The organism is Mycobacterium sp. DL440 (genome assembly GCF_011745145.1).
GTDB lineage: Bacteria > Actinomycetota > Actinomycetes > Mycobacteriales > Mycobacteriaceae > Mycobacterium.
Genome location: NZ_CP050191.1, coordinates 498,453 through 514,705, shown reverse-complemented (window position 1 = coordinate 514,705; position 16,253 = coordinate 498,453). Strand labels below are relative to the sequence as shown.

14 protein-coding genes are annotated in these 16,253 nt (G+C 66.1%); 13 read left to right on the top strand and 1 reads right to left on the bottom strand.

Annotated features, from left to right (window positions below; all coding sequences use genetic code 11):
• The first annotated feature begins 200 nt into the window (after positions 1-200).
• From HBE63_RS02545 to HBE63_RS02495, 11 genes are all read left to right on the top strand, one after another.
• Positions 201-497, top strand: a complete 297-nt coding sequence (locus HBE63_RS02545; RefSeq protein ID WP_166902993.1) for a hypothetical protein — start codon at positions 201-203, stop codon at positions 495-497.
• A gap of 206 nt (positions 498-703) precedes the next feature.
• On the top strand, positions 704-979 hold the full coding sequence (locus HBE63_RS02540) for a hypothetical protein (RefSeq protein ID WP_166902992.1): 276 nt from the start codon (positions 704-706) through the stop codon (positions 977-979).
• 30 nt (positions 980-1,009) lie between these two features.
• The gene (locus HBE63_RS02535) at positions 1,010-2,650 is read left to right on the top strand and encodes a S53 family peptidase (protein WP_166902990.1); all 1,641 of its coding nucleotides are present in this window, start codon (positions 1,010-1,012) and stop codon (positions 2,648-2,650) included.
• Positions 2,647-3,852: a zinc ribbon domain-containing protein gene (locus tag HBE63_RS02530; protein ID WP_166902988.1), complete on the top strand. Its 1,206-nt coding sequence runs from the start codon at positions 2,647-2,649 to the stop codon at positions 3,850-3,852. The genes HBE63_RS02535 and HBE63_RS02530 overlap by 4 nt, the downstream gene beginning before the upstream one ends.
• A complete protein-coding gene (locus HBE63_RS02525; RefSeq protein WP_166902986.1) occupies positions 3,849-4,568 on the top strand; it encodes a hypothetical protein in 720 nt (239 codons plus the stop codon). The genes HBE63_RS02530 and HBE63_RS02525 overlap by 4 nt, the downstream gene beginning before the upstream one ends.
• 119 nt (positions 4,569-4,687) lie before the next feature.
• Positions 4,688-4,975, top strand: a complete 288-nt coding sequence (locus HBE63_RS02520) for a hypothetical protein (protein WP_166902985.1) — start codon at positions 4,688-4,690, stop codon at positions 4,973-4,975.
• Between the two features lie 25 nt (positions 4,976-5,000).
• The gene (locus HBE63_RS02515) at positions 5,001-6,779 is read left to right on the top strand and encodes a zinc ribbon domain-containing protein (protein WP_243858464.1); all 1,779 of its coding nucleotides are present in this window, start codon (positions 5,001-5,003) and stop codon (positions 6,777-6,779) included.
• 199 nt (positions 6,780-6,978) lie between these two features.
• Positions 6,979-7,830, top strand: a complete 852-nt coding sequence (locus tag HBE63_RS02510) for an SDR family oxidoreductase (protein WP_166902983.1) — start codon at positions 6,979-6,981, stop codon at positions 7,828-7,830.
• Between the two features lie 2 nt (positions 7,831-7,832).
• A complete protein-coding gene (locus HBE63_RS02505; protein ID WP_166902981.1) occupies positions 7,833-8,753 on the top strand; it encodes a ferritin-like domain-containing protein in 921 nt (306 codons plus the stop codon).
• A gap of 1 nt (position 8,754) precedes the next feature.
• Positions 8,755-10,242, top strand: a complete 1,488-nt coding sequence (locus HBE63_RS02500; RefSeq protein WP_166902980.1) for an NAD(P)/FAD-dependent oxidoreductase — start codon at positions 8,755-8,757, stop codon at positions 10,240-10,242.
• The gene (locus HBE63_RS02495) at positions 10,242-11,162 is read left to right on the top strand and encodes a MerR family transcriptional regulator (RefSeq protein WP_166902978.1); all 921 of its coding nucleotides are present in this window, start codon (positions 10,242-10,244) and stop codon (positions 11,160-11,162) included. Before HBE63_RS02500 ends, HBE63_RS02495 begins: the two co-directional genes overlap by 1 nt.
• 19 nt (positions 11,163-11,181) lie before the next feature.
• Here the strand turns inward: HBE63_RS02495 and guaA are convergent, their stop codons facing one another.
• Positions 11,182-12,735, bottom strand: coding sequence for a glutamine-hydrolyzing GMP synthase (gene guaA, locus HBE63_RS02490; RefSeq protein WP_166902977.1), 1,554 nt, complete (start codon positions 12,733-12,735; stop codon positions 11,182-11,184).
• 351 nt (positions 12,736-13,086) lie between these two features.
• On the opposite strand from guaA, the gene HBE63_RS02485 reads away from it, so the two are divergent.
• Together HBE63_RS02485 and HBE63_RS02480 are read left to right on the top strand one after the other, a co-directional pair.
• Positions 13,087-13,857 carry a beta-phosphoglucomutase family hydrolase gene (locus HBE63_RS02485; protein WP_208301285.1) on the top strand — a complete coding sequence of 257 codons (771 nt, stop codon included), beginning with the start codon at positions 13,087-13,089 and terminating at the stop codon, positions 13,855-13,857.
• 7 nt (positions 13,858-13,864) lie between these two features.
• Positions 13,865-16,231 (top strand): glycoside hydrolase family 65 protein, encoded by a 2,367-nt coding sequence (locus HBE63_RS02480; RefSeq protein WP_166909279.1) that lies wholly within the window; start codon positions 13,865-13,867, stop codon positions 16,229-16,231.
• Positions 16,232-16,253 lie beyond the last annotated feature (22 nt).

Below are 16,253 nucleotides of genomic sequence, written 5' to 3'. Positions count from 1 at the left end.
CGGGCAGCGGTCATCGGCCCGGAAAGGCAGGGCCGGCAGGAATGGATCTGCGACCGCGCTGACCTTCGGTTAGAGTTCGGGTTACCAGAACCCGCTTCGGGATGGGGCTGGGCACCATTTGCGTTGCAAGTAGTGGGAATCCACGCGATTCGCCGAAGGCCAAGCTCTGTAACAACACGGGGGACAGTGAGGAAACCAGCATGAAATCAGGACAGTTGACTCGTCGGCTCACCGTCATCGCAGGCGGTGCCGCGGTCATCGGGATGATTTCGTTCACCGCGGCGTGCGGCACCGAAGAAGAAAAAGGTCCCGAGACCACCACGCCGACCACGACGACGACCACCACCACCACCACGCCGGCCACTCCCGCCCCGCCGCCATCGGTCGAACCGACCGAGAAGTCGATCAACCCCACCGGCGGCAACCTGTTCACGCCCGACCTGAAGGCACCGGGACCGGCGACCGCCAAGCCCGGCAACAAGGACAACACCGGATAGGACCGGGTCACCAACGCTGCCCCGTCAGGTACGCCCGCAGGAATGTTCCTGCGGGCGTTACACCACTGAGTTAAAGTTCGTGCATCAGAACCCTGCTTTCGGGATGTGCCTTGAGCCACGATTTGCCGTTGCGAACAGTGGGAATCACCAACGCCGAAGGTCGCTCTGCACCGAAGCGCGGGGGTCAGTGAGTGAGGACACATAACATGAAGTCACGGCAATTGACTCGTCGGCTCACCGTCATCGCAGGCGGTGCCGCGGTCATCGGGATGATCTCGTTCACCGCGGCGTGCGGCACCGAAGAAGAAAAAGGTCCCGAGACCACCACCCCGACCACGACGACCACCACCACGCCGGCCACTCCCGCCCCGCCGCCATCGGTCGAACCGACCGAGAAGTCGATCAACCCCACCGGCGGCAACCTGTTCACCCCCGACGTCAAGGCGCCGCCGGCACCGACTGCCATCCCCGGCGACAACTAGACCGCGACACAGAAAGTCGGTCGTTCGCGCATGGCCGGGATCCGCATCACCCCTGGGCGGGTGCTACTGGCGCTGACCATGGTCGGTGCACTGCTGGTCTCTGATCTACAGACCTCTCCCCAGGACGGGTTGGCGCCCGGGCCGGCTCGAAGCTCCGGCCAGATTGCCGGCCCGTACGCCCAATTGATAGCGGCCTCAACCGATCTCGGCCCTGCCGACAACGGCTCGGCCCAGCTCACCCTGACCCTGCACGGCACAGCACGGCCCACGGCGCTCTTCCGGTGGGCCGCCGAGCACGAGCTGTCGGTCCGGTGGCGCCCCGGCGATGCCTGGGCGATCGTGGCAGGCGAACCCACCAATATGGCAAGCGCTTTCGAGGTGGACATCCACGACTACCGGGGCAGGCGCGGCCAGGTGTTCTACGCCTCCCCACAGCAGCCGTCGATACCCGAAACGCTGCACGGAGAAGTCACCGAAATCGGCCGCGTCCTCGGCTACACGCCGTACCGGATGTCCCGGCCGGACCTGCGGCACCTGCCGCTGGATGTGCCCGACCGCGGACTGACGCCCCAGGAGCTGCTCAACACCTACAACCTCTCCGGCCTGGCTCGACAAGGGTTCACCGGCAAGGGCAGCACCATCGTGATCTTCGCGTTCGATGGCTTCGACCAGGCTGATCTCGACACGTTCTCCACGTCCTTCGGCCTGCCGACGTTCACACCGGTCGTGGTCGGAGGGCAACCGAGCGCACCACACGGTGAAACCACCATGGATCTACAGATCGCGCACGCCATCGCTCCTGAAGCGCAGAAGGTCGTGGTCAACGCCCGGCCGACGGTGCAGGGTGACGGCGCCTACGAAAAGATCGGGCAGCTGCTGGAATCCACCGACCAGCAGTTTCCCGGCGCGGTGTGGAGCTTCTCGATCGGCTGGGGCTGCGACAAGCTGCTCACCGCGGCCGACCTCGCGCCCGTCCGCTCCGCACTGGCCGCCGCACATACTCGCGGAACCACCGCGTTCGACGCCAGCGGTGATCTGGCCGGCCTGGAATGCCGAGGCGGACAGGACTGGTCATCCGCGCCAGGCCCCGATGACGTCGGCCTGGATTCGGTGGCCTCGCTGCCCGAGATGACCAGTGTGGGCGGCACCTCACTGTCCACCGATACCGACGGCGCCTGGCTGGCCGAACAGGCCTGGTTCGACGTCCCGCTGTCGCAGGGCACCGGCGGCGGGGTGTCGTCACTGTTCGACCGCCCGGACTGGCAGCGCGGCCTTTCCGCGCCCGGCAGCACCGAAGCCGGCGGCGCCGGGCGGCGCCTCACCCCCGACATCGCCGCTGTCGCCGATCCGTTCACCGGGGTGAAAATCGTTCTGAACGGCCAGGTTCTGGTCGGCGGGGGCACCTCACAAGCCGCACCGCTGTGGGCCGGCATCGCCGCGGTGATGAACCAGTACCTGACCTCCAACGGCGGGCGGGCGTTGGGCCATCTCAATCCGATGCTCTACCGCATCGCCAAAGGAGCACCGCTGCCCGCGTTCCGCGATGTCACCCTCGGCGGCAACGCAGTCGCCGTCGCCGGACCCGGCTACGACCTGGTGACCGGGCTGGGCACACCTGATGTGGAAAACCTCGCCAAGAACCTTCTTGTCCTGCAGAAGGCGAACCGATGACCGAAACACCCAACGAAGACGTACCTACCACCGAGTGCCGCGTGTGCAAGGTCGACGTGCCGGACGGCAAGTACTGCGGCCTGTGCGGCGTACCGCTCGACAAGGAACGAGGTGACGGACCGGAATGGTTGCGCCCCAGCGCATCCTGCGTCGCCCCCGAAGAGCACCTGCTGCGCCCGTCGATCGCCAGCTCGCTGTTCCCCCAACTGTCGCAGCAATCCCGTGCCCCATTCCGGGTCGCGATGCTGGTCCTGGTTGCGGGATTAGTGGCCTGTGCGCTGCTGAGGTTGCCTGCGGCTCTGATCGCCCTCGCTGCACTCGGGCTTCCATTGCTGTTCGTGATCTATCTCCAGGAGTCCGACGCATTCCGTGATCTGCACCGCGGCAATCTGGCGCTGACCATCGTGCTGGGAATTGCATTGGGCGTCGGATGGGTGCTGCTCACCGGTCAGATAATGGCCAAGTCCTACGGCGTCCCGCTCGGTGCCGGGGTGACCGGATTCCGGATCGTGCGCAATGGCTTGGGGATTCCGCTGGGTGGCCTGTTGTTGATGTTGGTGCCCGCGGCGCTGGTCCGGTTGCTACGCCCCCCGAGCCGGGAATCGTTGGACGGGTTCATGATCGGCGCACTGGGCGCGACGGTCTTCACCGCGGCGGCCACCCTGACCCGGCTGGCACCACAGCTCGCCACCGGTATGGTGGCGCGCGACCGCCCGATGACCGGGCTACTCGTCGAGGCCGGAATCCGTGGTGTCGCAGTCCCCCTGACCGCCGCGGCAGTCGGCGGTCTGATCGGCGCCGCGCTGTGGTTCACCCGTCCCCCGAGCAAAGCTCATCAGCATCCCGGCTATGTGCGGGCGGCGCTGTTTTGCTTCGGGTTCGCCGTCATCGCCGTCTACGCGGTTCTCGGGCTCGTCGATGTCGTAGGTGTGGCGCAATGGCTGCAACTGGCGATTCATCTGACAATCACGCTCGTGGCCCTGTTTCTGCTGCGCATCGGGCTGCACCTGGCCCTGCTGCATGAACAGCACGACGAGACCGCTTCCGATCAGCCCATCCTCTGTCCGCGCTGTGGCCAGGTGGTGCCCGATATGGCGTTCTGCGCGGTCTGTGGAGCGGCTACCCATGCGTCGTCGCGTACCTCCCGGTCCGAACGTCGCGAGCACCGGCCAGTCCGGTATCCGGAATCGGACACCCAGTGACCACGTTCTTTCCCGGCTATGCCGTACCCATTGCGGCGGGCAGAACCAGAGACGTCCGCGGAGCGTCCAAGCGCAAACTGCTGACGGTCCTGGGCATCGCAATCGCGGTCGTGGCCGCGGTCCTGGTCTCGGTGTCCGCAATGACGAGCAAGCCCCCGGCCCGCTACATGTGCCCACCGGACTGCGGACTGCCCCCGATGGGGCAGGCCGTAGCGATCAATCCGGTGTTCACCGCCCCCGACGGCAGCTTCTCGGTCTCCTACCCGGTGGACTCCGCCGCCTACAGAGTCAGCACCGATTCGACCGGTGTGACTGCGAAATTCCAAGCCGGTGACGGCGGTATGCTGCAGTTGTTCAGCAAGCCCGCAGCTGGGCGTGGCGCCCAGGATATCGCCAATTCCCTTGTCAGAAGGACATTTCCGGATACCAGGACCGCCTACCTGATTCCCAATGCGATGGTGGGCTACCAACCCGGGTTCGGGCTGGTCGCCGACTACTGGCCGCAGGGCGCCACCAGCAACTACATGCGGATGCGAGTGCTGGTGCTGGTCGCGGTGAAAGATGACCTGGCGCTCATCGCGTCGGCCGTCGGCCCCTACCGGGAGTTCGGACCCGACTCAGGCGCCAGTAAGCCCTCCGGCGCCAACCTGCAGCTGGCGCTGGACATGGGTAAGTACGTCAACAGCTTCCGCTGGCGCGGAGACCCGGCTCGCTGATCCCCCGTCGAAACACAGAATTGACACCCACGCCGGGGCGCACTGGGATAGAGTTTGCTAGCCGGTCCGTTTCGACGCCTGCATACGAATCGCCCCTCGGGGGACAGTTAGGACAAAACATGAGGTCACGTCGATTAACTCGTCGCCTCGCAGTCACCGCGGCATCTGCTGCGGCCGTCGGGATGGTTGGGCTGACCGCTTGCGGTACCGGCGAAAAAGCACCCGAGACCACGACGCCGACCACGACCACCACGACGACAACCACCACGCCGTCGGCGCCTCCGCCCGTGGAGCCCACCGAGAAGCAGGTCACCCCCGGCGGCGCCAACAAGTTCACCCCCACCCACGTAGAACCGGCGGCCCCGCCCACCGGGCGGCACGGGCTCGGCAGCCCTCACGGGCAATAGCACCTGAAACGGCTCCGACGACCGAGTGCCCACCATCGAATGCCGGGTGTGCCGGGCCGATGTTCCAGCAGGCGCGTTCTGCGGTCTGTGCGGTGCCCATGTCGACCCACAGCATGATGCGCCCGCAGGGTTGCGAATCCGGGCGTACTGCGCAGGCCGTGGCGAACATGTGCTCCGACCGACGGTGGTCAGCTCGCTGTTCCCTGCGCTACCGCAACATTCGCGCGCACCGTTCCGCCTGGCGGTCGTAACGCTGGTGGTTGCGGTCACCACCTGTGCATTACTGCGACTGCCCGCTGCCATCATCGCGCTCGCCGCATTCGGGGTGCCACTGCTGTTCCTCACGTATCTGCGCGAATCCGGCTCCTCTCAGAGTGTTTCGGTGCGCACGCTGTTGCTCACCGTCATTTTGGGCGCCGGACTGGGCGCCGGTTGGGCGTTGCTGACCGGAACAGCGGTGGCCCGCGAGTACGACATACCGATGGGCGCCGGCATGTCGCCGTACCGAATCATGCGCGACGGCCTGGGTGTCCCGCTTGGCGCCATGCTGCTGATGATCGCCCCGGTGGCGGTGATCCGTCTGCTCGGTCCGCGGAGGCGAAACTCACTGAGCGGCTTTACGATCGGCGCCCTGGGCGCACTGGCCTTCACCGCGGCCGCCACGCTGAGCCGGTTGGCTCCTCAGGTCGACGACGGGATGGTCGACCACGACCGGCCGTTGAGCGGGCTGCTGGTCCAGGCCGGAATCCAGGCGGTGACAGTGCCGCTGACCGCCGCCGCCGCCGGCGGTCTCGTCGGCGTCGTGCTGTGGTTCACCCCACCGGCGGACCAGGCGGGTCGATGGACCCGGGTGCGCGCGATGCTCGGACTGGCGGTCCTCGTCGTCCCCGCCGCCTACGCTGCTCTCGGACTGATCGACGTCGCACCGGCGCCAGAGCTATTGGTGTTCGCAGTACACCTTGTGGTGATGGTGTTGGCAGTACTGGCATTACGAGTCGGCCTGCAGTTGGCCTTGTTACACGAAGCGCACGATGAGACCCGCGCCGACCAGACGTTGCTGTGCCCGCACTGCGACCACGTCGTCGCCGCCATGACGTTCTGCCCGCGTTGCGGCGTCGCCACCCGCGTGTCATCGCAGCAGATGCGCCGCACCGGCTACGGCCGACTGGCAAGGACGTGGGGTGTCGCCGCCACGGTGCTGGCAGTTGCCCTCCTCGGGGTGTCGGCATTGGTCAGCAGACCGCCGGCACGTTATGTGTGCCCGCCAGACTGCGGCAGTCCGCCGATCAGCGAGCCGGTAACGACGAACCCCCGCTTCACCGCGCCCGACGGCTCGTTCTCGGTCTCTTATCCCGCCACCGGCACGGTGTACCAGGTGAGCACCGCCGATGACGGTGTGACAGCCGATTATCTGATCGACGACGGCGGCACCATGCAACTGATCAGCCGACCGGCCGAGGGGCGAACGCCGAGAGAGATCACGGACACGCTGGTCGAGGACACTTATCCCGACGCAGATGTGGACTACGAGATTCCGAATGCGATGGTCGGCTATCAGCCCGGGTACGGCATGGTCCTCGACAGCTGGCCGCAGAATGCCACCGGCGATTACATGCGGTTGCGGGTGATCATTGTGGCTGCGGTCAAAAACGACCTGGCGCTGATAGCCGTCGCTGCCGGACCGTACCGCCAATACGGTCCCGATTTCGGCCCGGGCCTGCCCTCGGGCGCCAACCTGGATCTCGCGCAGGATATGGGCAAGTACGTCAACAGTTTTCGTTGGCGCGGCGACCCACCTCGATAGCGTTCCCGCCGCACGGACACGTGGACATCTGACGATGGCAATTGTTGACATTGACAAATGTCATCAATTGTTGATGTACTCCTCGTACGCTTCAACGAGGAGGCCCCATGTCCGGAACCACCGGAATTCACCCGGCCATGCGGCAAGCCGCAGGACCAATCTCAGAAACCCTGCGCTGCAACACTATCGGGGTTTCCGGATGAACTTCTTCGGATCCGGCCACAAACGCAGCCGGCACGCCGACGCCATCGTCACCGGCGCGGGTAGCGGCATCGGCGCCGCGTTCGCCCGCGAACTGGCCGCCCGCAGCGGTCGGGTGGTCTGCAGCGACATCGACGAGGCCGCGGCGCGCGCCACCGCCGATGCCATCGTCGCCGACGGCGGTGCCGCCACCGCGCTGCGCTGCGACGTATCCCAGGTCGAGGAAGTCAGCCACCTCGCCGAGGCCGCCCAGGCCTGGTTCGACGGGCCGCCGTCCCTGGTCATCAACAACGCCGGCGTCGGGGCGGGCGGACAACCCGTCGGCGAGGTCAGCGTCGATGACTGGAACTGGGTGCTCGGCGTCAATCTGTGGGGACCCATCCATGGCTGCCACGTGTTCACCCCCATCTTGCGGGCGGCAGACTCCGGCCGACCACGCGGCATCATCAACGTCGCCTCGGCGGCGGCGTTCGGCGCGGCTCCCGGCATGGCCGCCTACAACGTCAGCAAGGCAGGGACACTGTCGCTTTCGGAGACCCTGGCCGCCGAGCTGTCCGGCACGGGTATCAACGTCACGGTGTTGTGCCCGACATTCGTCAAGACCAACATCGTCACGTCTGGCCGGATCACCGAACAATCCACCCAACTCGCCGACCGGCTGATGCGCTGGACCGGGTTCTCCCCCGAACGGGTCGCACGGATGTGCCTGGACACCAACGATCGTGGCGGCCTGTACTGCATGCCGCAACCCGACGCCCGGATCGGTTGGGGCATCAAACGTCTCACCCCGACCGTCTACACACGAGCGGTGGGGTTGACGACCCGCATCACCAGTCACGAGGAGGTTTAGCCATGGCGATGGATATGGAACGAATGCTGGCGAAGATCAAGGACCGCCAGTGGGCCCTGGCCGACATCGACTGGGGCGCCCCGGGTGCGGAAACCATCACCGACGAGATGAAGCCGAAACTCAAGGCTTTCATGGCCGATCTGTGCTGGATCGAGAATGTCGGTGCGCGGGGATTCGCTGCGCTGGCCAAGAAGGCGCCGACCCCCACCATCGCCGAGATCTACCGCTATTTCCACGCCGAGGAACAGCGGCACGCCAATGCCGAACTGGCGCTGATGAAGCGCTGGGGCATGCTCGAAGATGGCGAGATGCCCGAGCCGAACGTCAACATCCGGCTGGCGATCGAATGGCTGGACACATTCTCGGACAACATGTCGCTGTCCGTGCTGGGCACCGTGATCCCGATGCTCGAGGTGGCGCTCGACGGCGCCTTGCTCAAGTTCCTGCTCGAGGAGGTCGACGACCCGATCTGCCACCAGGTCTTCGAGAAGATCAACAACGATGAATCCCGGCATATCGCCGTTGATTTCGAGGTGCTCAACATGATCGGCCACTCCAGCGCGCGACGCCTGGCAGTCGAGTTCGTCGGCAACGTGGCTTCACCGGGTGTGATCATCGGCACCTTGATGTACGTGCCACTACTCAACCGGATGCGCAACAACATCGTCGACATGGGGCTGCAACCCGAGAAGCTCTACAAGGCGATGATGCGTTTCAAGGAACTCGGCGGACGCGCCGAATACACCTGGCGGGTACCGACCTATCAGCTGCTCAAACTGCACGGCCGGATGGTCACCAACCCGCGCCACCCTTACCACTGGATCGCCAATCCGATGGTGTGGGCGTCCGACCGCTATCCGAAGACGCTGCTGCGGCCGATACCCAGCTGGTTCAAAGAGCTGACCCACGAACCGGCGGCCTGATATGCACACCTATGACACCCTGATCGTCGGCGCCGGGTTCACCGGAATCGGCACGGCCATCAAGCTCATCGAGGCCGGTGTCGACGACTTCGTCATCCTGGACCGCTCGGACCGGGTCGGCGGAACCTGGCGGGACAACACCTATCCCGGTGCGGCCTGCGACATTCCGTCGCTGCTGTACTCGTTCTCGTTCGTCAAGAAGCCGGACTGGTCCCGGGCGTACTCCCCGGCCGACGAGATCCGTCAACACATCGAGGACATGGTCGACTCGTTCGACCTGCGCCGGCGCATCCAGTTCGGCATCGAGGTCAACGGTCTGTCGTTCGACGAAGCCGAAGGGGTCTGGACAGTCAAGACGACGGGACGTAAGCGATTCCAGGCCCGCACCGTCGTCTTGGCCTCCGGTCCTCTGCCCGACCACAAATGGCCCGACATCCGTGGACTGGACACCTATCAGGGGCACAAGATCCACAGTGCCAACTGGGATCACGAGTACGACGTCACCGGCAAGCGCGTCGCCGTCATCGGCACCGGCGCCAGCGCCGTGCAGATCATCCCGGAACTGGTCAAGACGGCGGGCTTCGTGAAGGTGTTCCAGCGCACCCCAGGTTGGGTGATCCCACGGCTGGACATCGCCACACCGCCGGCGGCACGCACGTTGTTCACGAAAGTGCCTGCCGTACAACAGCTCGCTCGGCAGATCCTGTTCTGGGGTCACGAGGCCAGCGCGACGGCCATGGTGTGGGACACTCCGCTGACTTCCCTGGTCGCCCGAGTCGGCAAGGCGCATCTGCGCCGACAGGTTTCCGACCCGTGGTTGCGCAGACAGCTGACCCCGGATTTCACTCCCGGCTGCAAGCGCATGCTCGTCTCCAGCGATTACTACCCGGCACTGCAGCGCGACAACTGCAAGCTGGTCGACTGGCCGATCGCCACGATGAGCCCGGTGGGCATCCGCACCAGCGACGGTATCGAGCACCACCTCGACGCGATCGTGTTCGCGACCGGCTTCGACGTCCATCTCACCGGGCCGCCCTATCCGGTCACCGGTCTGGGCGGCAGATCCCTGGCCGACGAGTGGACCGGCGGGGCCCAGGCGTACAAGAGCATCAACGTCCACGGGTACCCGAACCTGTTCCTGATGACCGGACCCAACTCCGGGCCCGGGCACAACTCGCTGCTCGTCTACGTCGAGGGGCAGATCGACTACGCCGTCACCGGCATCAGCACCATCCTCCGCAAGAATCTGCGCCACCTCGACGTGCGCGCCGAAGTACAGCAGCGTTACAACGCCCGACTGCAGCAGCGGCTGACGAAAACCACCTGGATGTCGGGGTGCACCAGCTGGTACCTGACCGCGGACGGATTCAACGCGTCGATGTATCCCGGAACCGCCACCCAGTATCTTCGACAGATGCGGGATTTCCGGCTCGGCGACTATGACGTAGCGGTGCGCGACGCACGTGTCGCGATCAGCTCCTCGGCGTGATGGCAGCCAAGCAGCCCCGCCAGCCGGCGGGCGCCATCTCGACCATCCTCACCGGCCTGCGCCGGGCGCCGAGGCAGATCCGGCGCGGATCGCGCGACGTCATCGAAACAGCGGTGTCACAGCTGTTCGACGCCGCCGTACAACCCCATGGCGCTGCAGCGTCCGGCGAGTACCGGATCGAGGAGCTCGCACGGCTGGCTGACACCACGACCCGCAACATCCGGGTGTACCGCGACCGGGGATTGCTGCACCCACCGCTACGGGTCGGCCGGATCGCGCTGTTCAACGACACGCACCTGACCCGGCTGCGGCTGATCACCTCGATGCTGGACCGGGGCTACAACATCGCGCATGTCCACGAGATGCTCAGCGCCTGGGAGCAGGGCAAGGACATCGCCGACGTGCTGGGTCTGGAGGACGCCATTGCGGGCAGCTGGGCGACCGAGAAACCCGAGCGCGTGCCGCTGGCCGAGGCCAAGCGGCTGGCCGATGACGACGCCGGGTTCGACCGGCTGGTGACCAACGGTGTGATCAAGGTCGAGAAGTCGTCAGATGAGGCAATCATCGTGCGGCCCAAGCTGATCGAGGCGTTCAATGAGATCCGACAGTACGGGGTGCCGATCGATACCCTGATCGACGTGCACGAGCAGGTGGTGCCATTGTTGGATCAGATCAGCTCGATCCTGGTGCGGGCCGGGGTGGATCAGGTATCCGAGAAGATCAAGCCCGGCGAGTCGTTGCCCGCGGATACCGAAGTGGCCGATCTGATCACCATGCTGATCCGCTTCCGCACCGAGGCGGTATCGGCGGTCAGTGCGACGCTGGCGGCCTCGATCGAGTCGACCATCGAATCGGTCGTCAGTCAGATGTTGACCGAGTACGTCGAGAAGGCCGCCGCAAACCCTGCCGAGCAGACATGAAACTGCTCGCGGGAGAGAACTACTCCCACTCGATGGTGCCCGGCGGCTTGCTGGTGACATCCAGCACCACCCGGTTGACCTCGGGCACCTCGTTGGTGATCCGGGTCGAGATCCGTTCCAGCACTTCGTAAGGCACCCGGGTCCAGTCCGCCGTCATGGCGTCCTCACTCGACACGGGCCGCAGCACGATCGGGTGGCCGTAGGTACGTCCGTCACCCTGCACACCGACCGACCGCACGTCGGCCAGCAGCACCACCGGGCACTGCCAGATCTGCTGATCCAGACCGGCGGCGGTGAGCTCCTCGCGGGCGATCGCGTCGGCGCGGCGCAGGGTGTCGAGCCGGTCGGCCGTCACCTCGCCCACGATGCGGATGCCCAGCCCTGGACCCGGGAAGGGTTGGCGGGCAACGATTTCCTCGGGCAGGCCGAGTTCACGACCCACCGCGCGAACCTCGTCCTTGAACAGCAACCGCAGCGGCTCGACGAGCTTGAACTTGAGATCCTCGGGCAGGCCACCGACGTTGTGGTGGCTCTTGATGTTGGCCGTGCCGGTACCGCCACCGGATTCCACGACGTCGGGATACAGCGTGCCCTGCACCAGGTACTCGATGTCCGCCTCGCTGAGGGTGTCGCGCACTGCACCCTCGAACGCGCGGATGAACTCGCGGCCGATGATCTTGCGCTTGCCCTCGGGGTTCGTGACACCGGTCAGTGCTTCGAGGAAGCGGTCGGCGACGTCGACGGTCACCAGCTTGGCGCCGGTCGCGGCGACGAAATCACGCTGGACCTGCGCCCGCTCCCCCGCCCGCAGCAGGCCGTGGTCGACGAACACGCACGTGAGCCGATCCCCGATGGCCCGTTGCACCAGCGCGGCGGCCACCGCGGAGTCGACACCGCCGGACAGCCCACAGATGGCTTGGCCGTCGCCGATCTGAGCGCGCACCGCCTCGATCAACTGCTCAGCGATGTTGGCGGCCGTCCACGTCGCGCCGATGCCGGCGAACTCGTGCAGGAACCGGCTCAGCACCTGCTGGCCGTGCGGGGAATGCAGCACCTCCGGGTGGTACTGCACGCCGGCCAGTCGGCGGGCCCGATTCTCGAAGCCCGCGACCGGAGCGCCGGTGCTGGAGGCGATCACCTGGAAGCCCTCCGGCGCGGCGGTGACCGCGTCACCGTGGCTCATCCATACCGGCTGGCTGGCGGGCAGCTCAGCATGCAGGTCACCGCCGGTGACATTCAGCTCAGTGCGCCCATACTCGCTGGTCCCGGTGTGTTCGACGGTGCCGCCGAGCGCCTGGGCCATGGCCTGGAAGCCGTAGCAGATGCCGAACACCGGCACGTCGAGATCGAACAGCGCGGGATCCAGGCGCGGAGCACCCTCGGCGTACACGCTGGCCGGGCCGCCCGACAGCACGATGGCCTGCGGATCCTTGGCCTTGATCTCCTCGACCGTGGTGGTGTGCGGGATGACCTCGGAAAACACCCGCGCCTCACGGACCCGGCGAGCGATCAGCTGTGCGTACTGCGCGCCGAAGTCGACGACGAGGACGGGACGGGGAGATGGAGAAGCCACCGCAACAGTCTAGAGGGCAGGTCAGAGCGTGCTCGCGGTGCCGGAAATCTGGGCAAATGGCACCCGAATGTGGGCCTTGTGACGGTCACCCCGATCGAACCACTTGTTTTCGACTGGTTTTCGACTGGTTTTCGATGTGCATGAGCCCGATTCCTCGATGCACCTGCCGAATGACGCTGCGGTCGCGGTCGGACCTGGGCCAAGTCGCGCGTTCACTACCGACGCCGATGACGCCGCAACTCAGGGTGATGTGTTCCCGTCGTCCTCCGGGTTGAGTCCGAGGTACGACCCAGACGTTGGATAGTCGCAACAGAAGGCGTGTTTAAACCCACCCTCGCGCGGTGATTACGCATGATGAAGGAGACGTCGGCGAAAGCGAGGTGCCCATTGCTGGGCCTGCCCGAGCAGATCACCGCCTGCCTGTTCGATCTCGATGGTGTGCTGACCGATACCGCCAGCGTGCACAAGAAGGCCTGGAAGGCCATGTTCGACGACTATCTGCGCACGCGGGCCGAAAACAGCGGTGAGCCGTTCGTCGCGTTCGACATCGATGACGATTACCTGCGCTACGTCGACGGCAAGCGCCGCGAGGACGGGGTCCGGTCGTTTCTGTCCAGTCGCGGGATCCACCTGCCCGAGGGTCAACCCGATGACCCAACAGGCTCCGACACCATAGAGGGTCTCGGCAATCGCAAGAACGCGATGTTCCACCAGACCCTGCGCAAGGACGGGGTCGAGGTGTTCGAAGGGTCGCGGCGTTATCTGCAGGCCGTGACCGATGCGGGCCTGCGCCGCGCGGTGGTGTCGTCGAGCGCCAATACCGAGGAGGTTCTCAAGATCACCGGGTTGGACACATTCATCGAGCAACGCGTGGACGGCGTCACGATGCGCGACGAAAATCTGCCGGGCAAGCCGGCACCGGACAGCTTCCTGCGGGCAGCCGAACTACTCGGCGTCTCCCCCGCGCAGGCCGCGGTGTTCGAGGACGCATTGGCTGGGGTGGCAGCGGGCCGGGCCGGAAAGTTCGGCTTCGTGGTGGGCGTGGACCGCGTCGGCCAGGCAGAGCAGCTTCGCCAGCACGGCGCCGACATCGTGGTCACCGACCTGGCGGAGTTGATGTAGCGCCATGATGATCACCCACGAGGCGTACCCGGTAGAACCGTGGCAGGTGCGGGAAACCCGGCTGGACCTCAACCTGCTGGCGCAGTCCGAATCACTGTTCGCGCTGTCCAACGGTCACATCGGCCTGCGCGGCAACCTCGACGAGGGCGAGCCGTACGGCCTGCCCGGGACGTACCTGGCCGGGTTCTTCGAGGTGCGCCCACTGCCCTACGCCGAGGCCGGTTTCGGCTACCCCGAGGCCGGGCAGACCGTCGTCGACGTCACCAACGGCAAGCTGCTGCGGCTTCTGGTCGACGACGAGCCGTTCGACGTGCGCTACGGCGAGCTGCTCGACCACGAACGCACCCTGGACCTGCGGGCAGGCACCCTGACCCGCCACGCCCACTGGCGCTCCCCGGCGGGCAAGCAGGTCAAGGTCGTCACCACCCGGCTGGTGTCGTTCGCCCACCGTGGCGTCGCCGCCATCGAGTACACCGTCGAAGCGATCGACGAATTCACCCGGGTGACAGTGCAATCCGAGCTCGTCACCAACGAGGATCAGCCTGAGACATCCGACGATCCCCGCGTCTCGGCGGTAATGAGTCGCGCGCTGCACGCCGTGCACCACGAGAACACGGACCACGGTGCGCTTCTGGTGCACCGCACGCCCGGCAGCGGGCTGATGATGGCCGCCGCGATGGACCACGACGTCGAAGTGCCGGGGCGGGTCGAGATCAGCACGGACTCCCGCGACGACCTTGCCCGGACCACTGTCATCTGCGGACTGCGGCCGGGCCAGAAGCTGCGCATCGTCAAATACCTCGGCTACGGATGGTCGAGCCTGCGTTCTCGTCCGGCGCTGCGCGATCAGGCCGCCGCTGCCATCACCGGCGCGCGCTACAGCGGGTGGCAGGGCCTGCTCGACTCCCAACGTGCCTACCTCGACGAGTTCTGGGACTGCGCCGACGTCGAGGTCGAGGGCGACCCGGACTGCCAACAGGCGGTGCGATTTGGGCTGTTCCACGTGCTGCAGGCCAGCGCCCGGGCCGAGCGCCGAGCGATCGCCGGCAAAGGGTTGACCGGCACGGGCTATGACGGTCATTCCTTCTGGGACATAGAAGGTTTCGTACTGCCCGTGCTGACGTACACCAAGCCCCACGCAGCGGCCGACGCGTTGCGGTGGCGGGCCTCCACTCTGGACCTCGCCCGCGAACGCGCATCGCTGCTCGATCTGAAGGGGGCCAGTTTCCCGTGGCGCACCATCCGGGGCGAGGAATGCTCGGCCTACTGGCCGGCCGGCACGGCGGCCTGGCACATCAACGCCGATATCGCCGCCGCATTCGAGCGTTATCGCATTGTCACCGGTGATGATTCGCTTGAGCAGGAGTGCGGCCTGGAGGTGCTGGTGGACACCGCCCGGCTGTGGATGTCGTTGGGCCACCATGACCGCCACGGGATCTGGCACCTGGACGGAGTGACCGGGCCCGACGAATACACGGCGGTCGTGCGCGACAACGTCTTCACCAACCTGATGGCCGCACACAACCTGCGGGTGGCGGCCGACGCGTGCATGCGCCATCCGGATTTGTCTAGCTCGATGGGTGTGACCACCGAGGAGACCGCGGCGTGGCGGGACGCCGCCGGCGCTGCCCACATTCCGTACGACGAAGAACTAGGCGTACACCAGCAGTCCGAGGGGTTCACCACACTGGCGGAGTGGGATTTCTCGGCCAACACCTCTTACCCGCTGCTGCTGAACGAGCCGTACGTACGGCTGTACCCGACTCAGGTCATCAAGCAGGCCGATCTGGTGCTGGCCATGCAGTGGCAGAGCCACGCGTTCACCCCCGAGCAGAAGGCCCGCAACGTCGACTACTACGAGCGGCGGACCACCCGGGACTCATCGTTGTCGGCGTGCACCCAGGCGGTGATGTGTGCCGAGGTGGGACACCTGGAGCTGGCCCACGATTACACGTATGAGGCCGCGCTGATCGATCTGCGGGACCTGCACCGAAACACCCGTGACGGCCTGCATATGGCCTCGCTTGCCGGCGCCTGGACGGCACTGGTGGGAGGGTTCGGCGGCCTGCGCGACGACGAAGGCTTCCTGTCGCTGGACCCGCACCTGCCCGACGGCATCTCGTGTCTGCGGTTCCGGTTGCGGTGGAAAGATTTTCGGGTGACCGTCGACGCGCACCACGACAACGTCACCTACACCTTGCGCGATGGGCCTGACGGGTCACTGACCATCCGTCACGCCGGAGACGAGGTGGTACTCAACACCCGCGTGCCGACCACCGTCGAGGTGGTCCCCCGCCATCCGTTGCTGCCGCCACCACCCCAGCCGGCCGGTCGCGAGCCGGTGCGCCACCGTTCGGGCGTCGCCGAACAGTGACCACCACCCCGGCCGACCAGGT

Coding starts and splice junctions, on each gene's coding strand:
- HBE63_RS02505 (WP_166902981.1), top strand. CDS start 7,833: ATGGCGATGGATATGGAACGAATGCTGGCGAAGATCAAGGACCGCCAG.
- HBE63_RS02480 (WP_166909279.1), top strand. CDS start 13,865: ATGATCACCCACGAGGCGTACCCGGTAGAACCGTGGCAGGTGCGGGAA.
- HBE63_RS02540 (WP_166902992.1), top strand. CDS start 704: ATGAAGTCACGGCAATTGACTCGTCGGCTCACCGTCATCGCAGGCGGT.
- HBE63_RS02535 (WP_166902990.1), top strand. CDS start 1,010: ATGGCCGGGATCCGCATCACCCCTGGGCGGGTGCTACTGGCGCTGACC.
- HBE63_RS02530 (WP_166902988.1), top strand. CDS start 2,647: ATGACCGAAACACCCAACGAAGACGTACCTACCACCGAGTGCCGCGTG.
- HBE63_RS02510 (WP_166902983.1), top strand. CDS start 6,979: ATGAACTTCTTCGGATCCGGCCACAAACGCAGCCGGCACGCCGACGCC.
- HBE63_RS02500 (WP_166902980.1), top strand. CDS start 8,755: ATGCACACCTATGACACCCTGATCGTCGGCGCCGGGTTCACCGGAATC.
- HBE63_RS02485 (WP_208301285.1), top strand. CDS start 13,087: ATGATGAAGGAGACGTCGGCGAAAGCGAGGTGCCCATTGCTGGGCCTG.
- HBE63_RS02495 (WP_166902978.1), top strand. CDS start 10,242: ATGGCAGCCAAGCAGCCCCGCCAGCCGGCGGGCGCCATCTCGACCATC.
- HBE63_RS02520 (WP_166902985.1), top strand. CDS start 4,688: ATGAGGTCACGTCGATTAACTCGTCGCCTCGCAGTCACCGCGGCATCT.
- HBE63_RS02545 (WP_166902993.1), top strand. CDS start 201: ATGAAATCAGGACAGTTGACTCGTCGGCTCACCGTCATCGCAGGCGGT.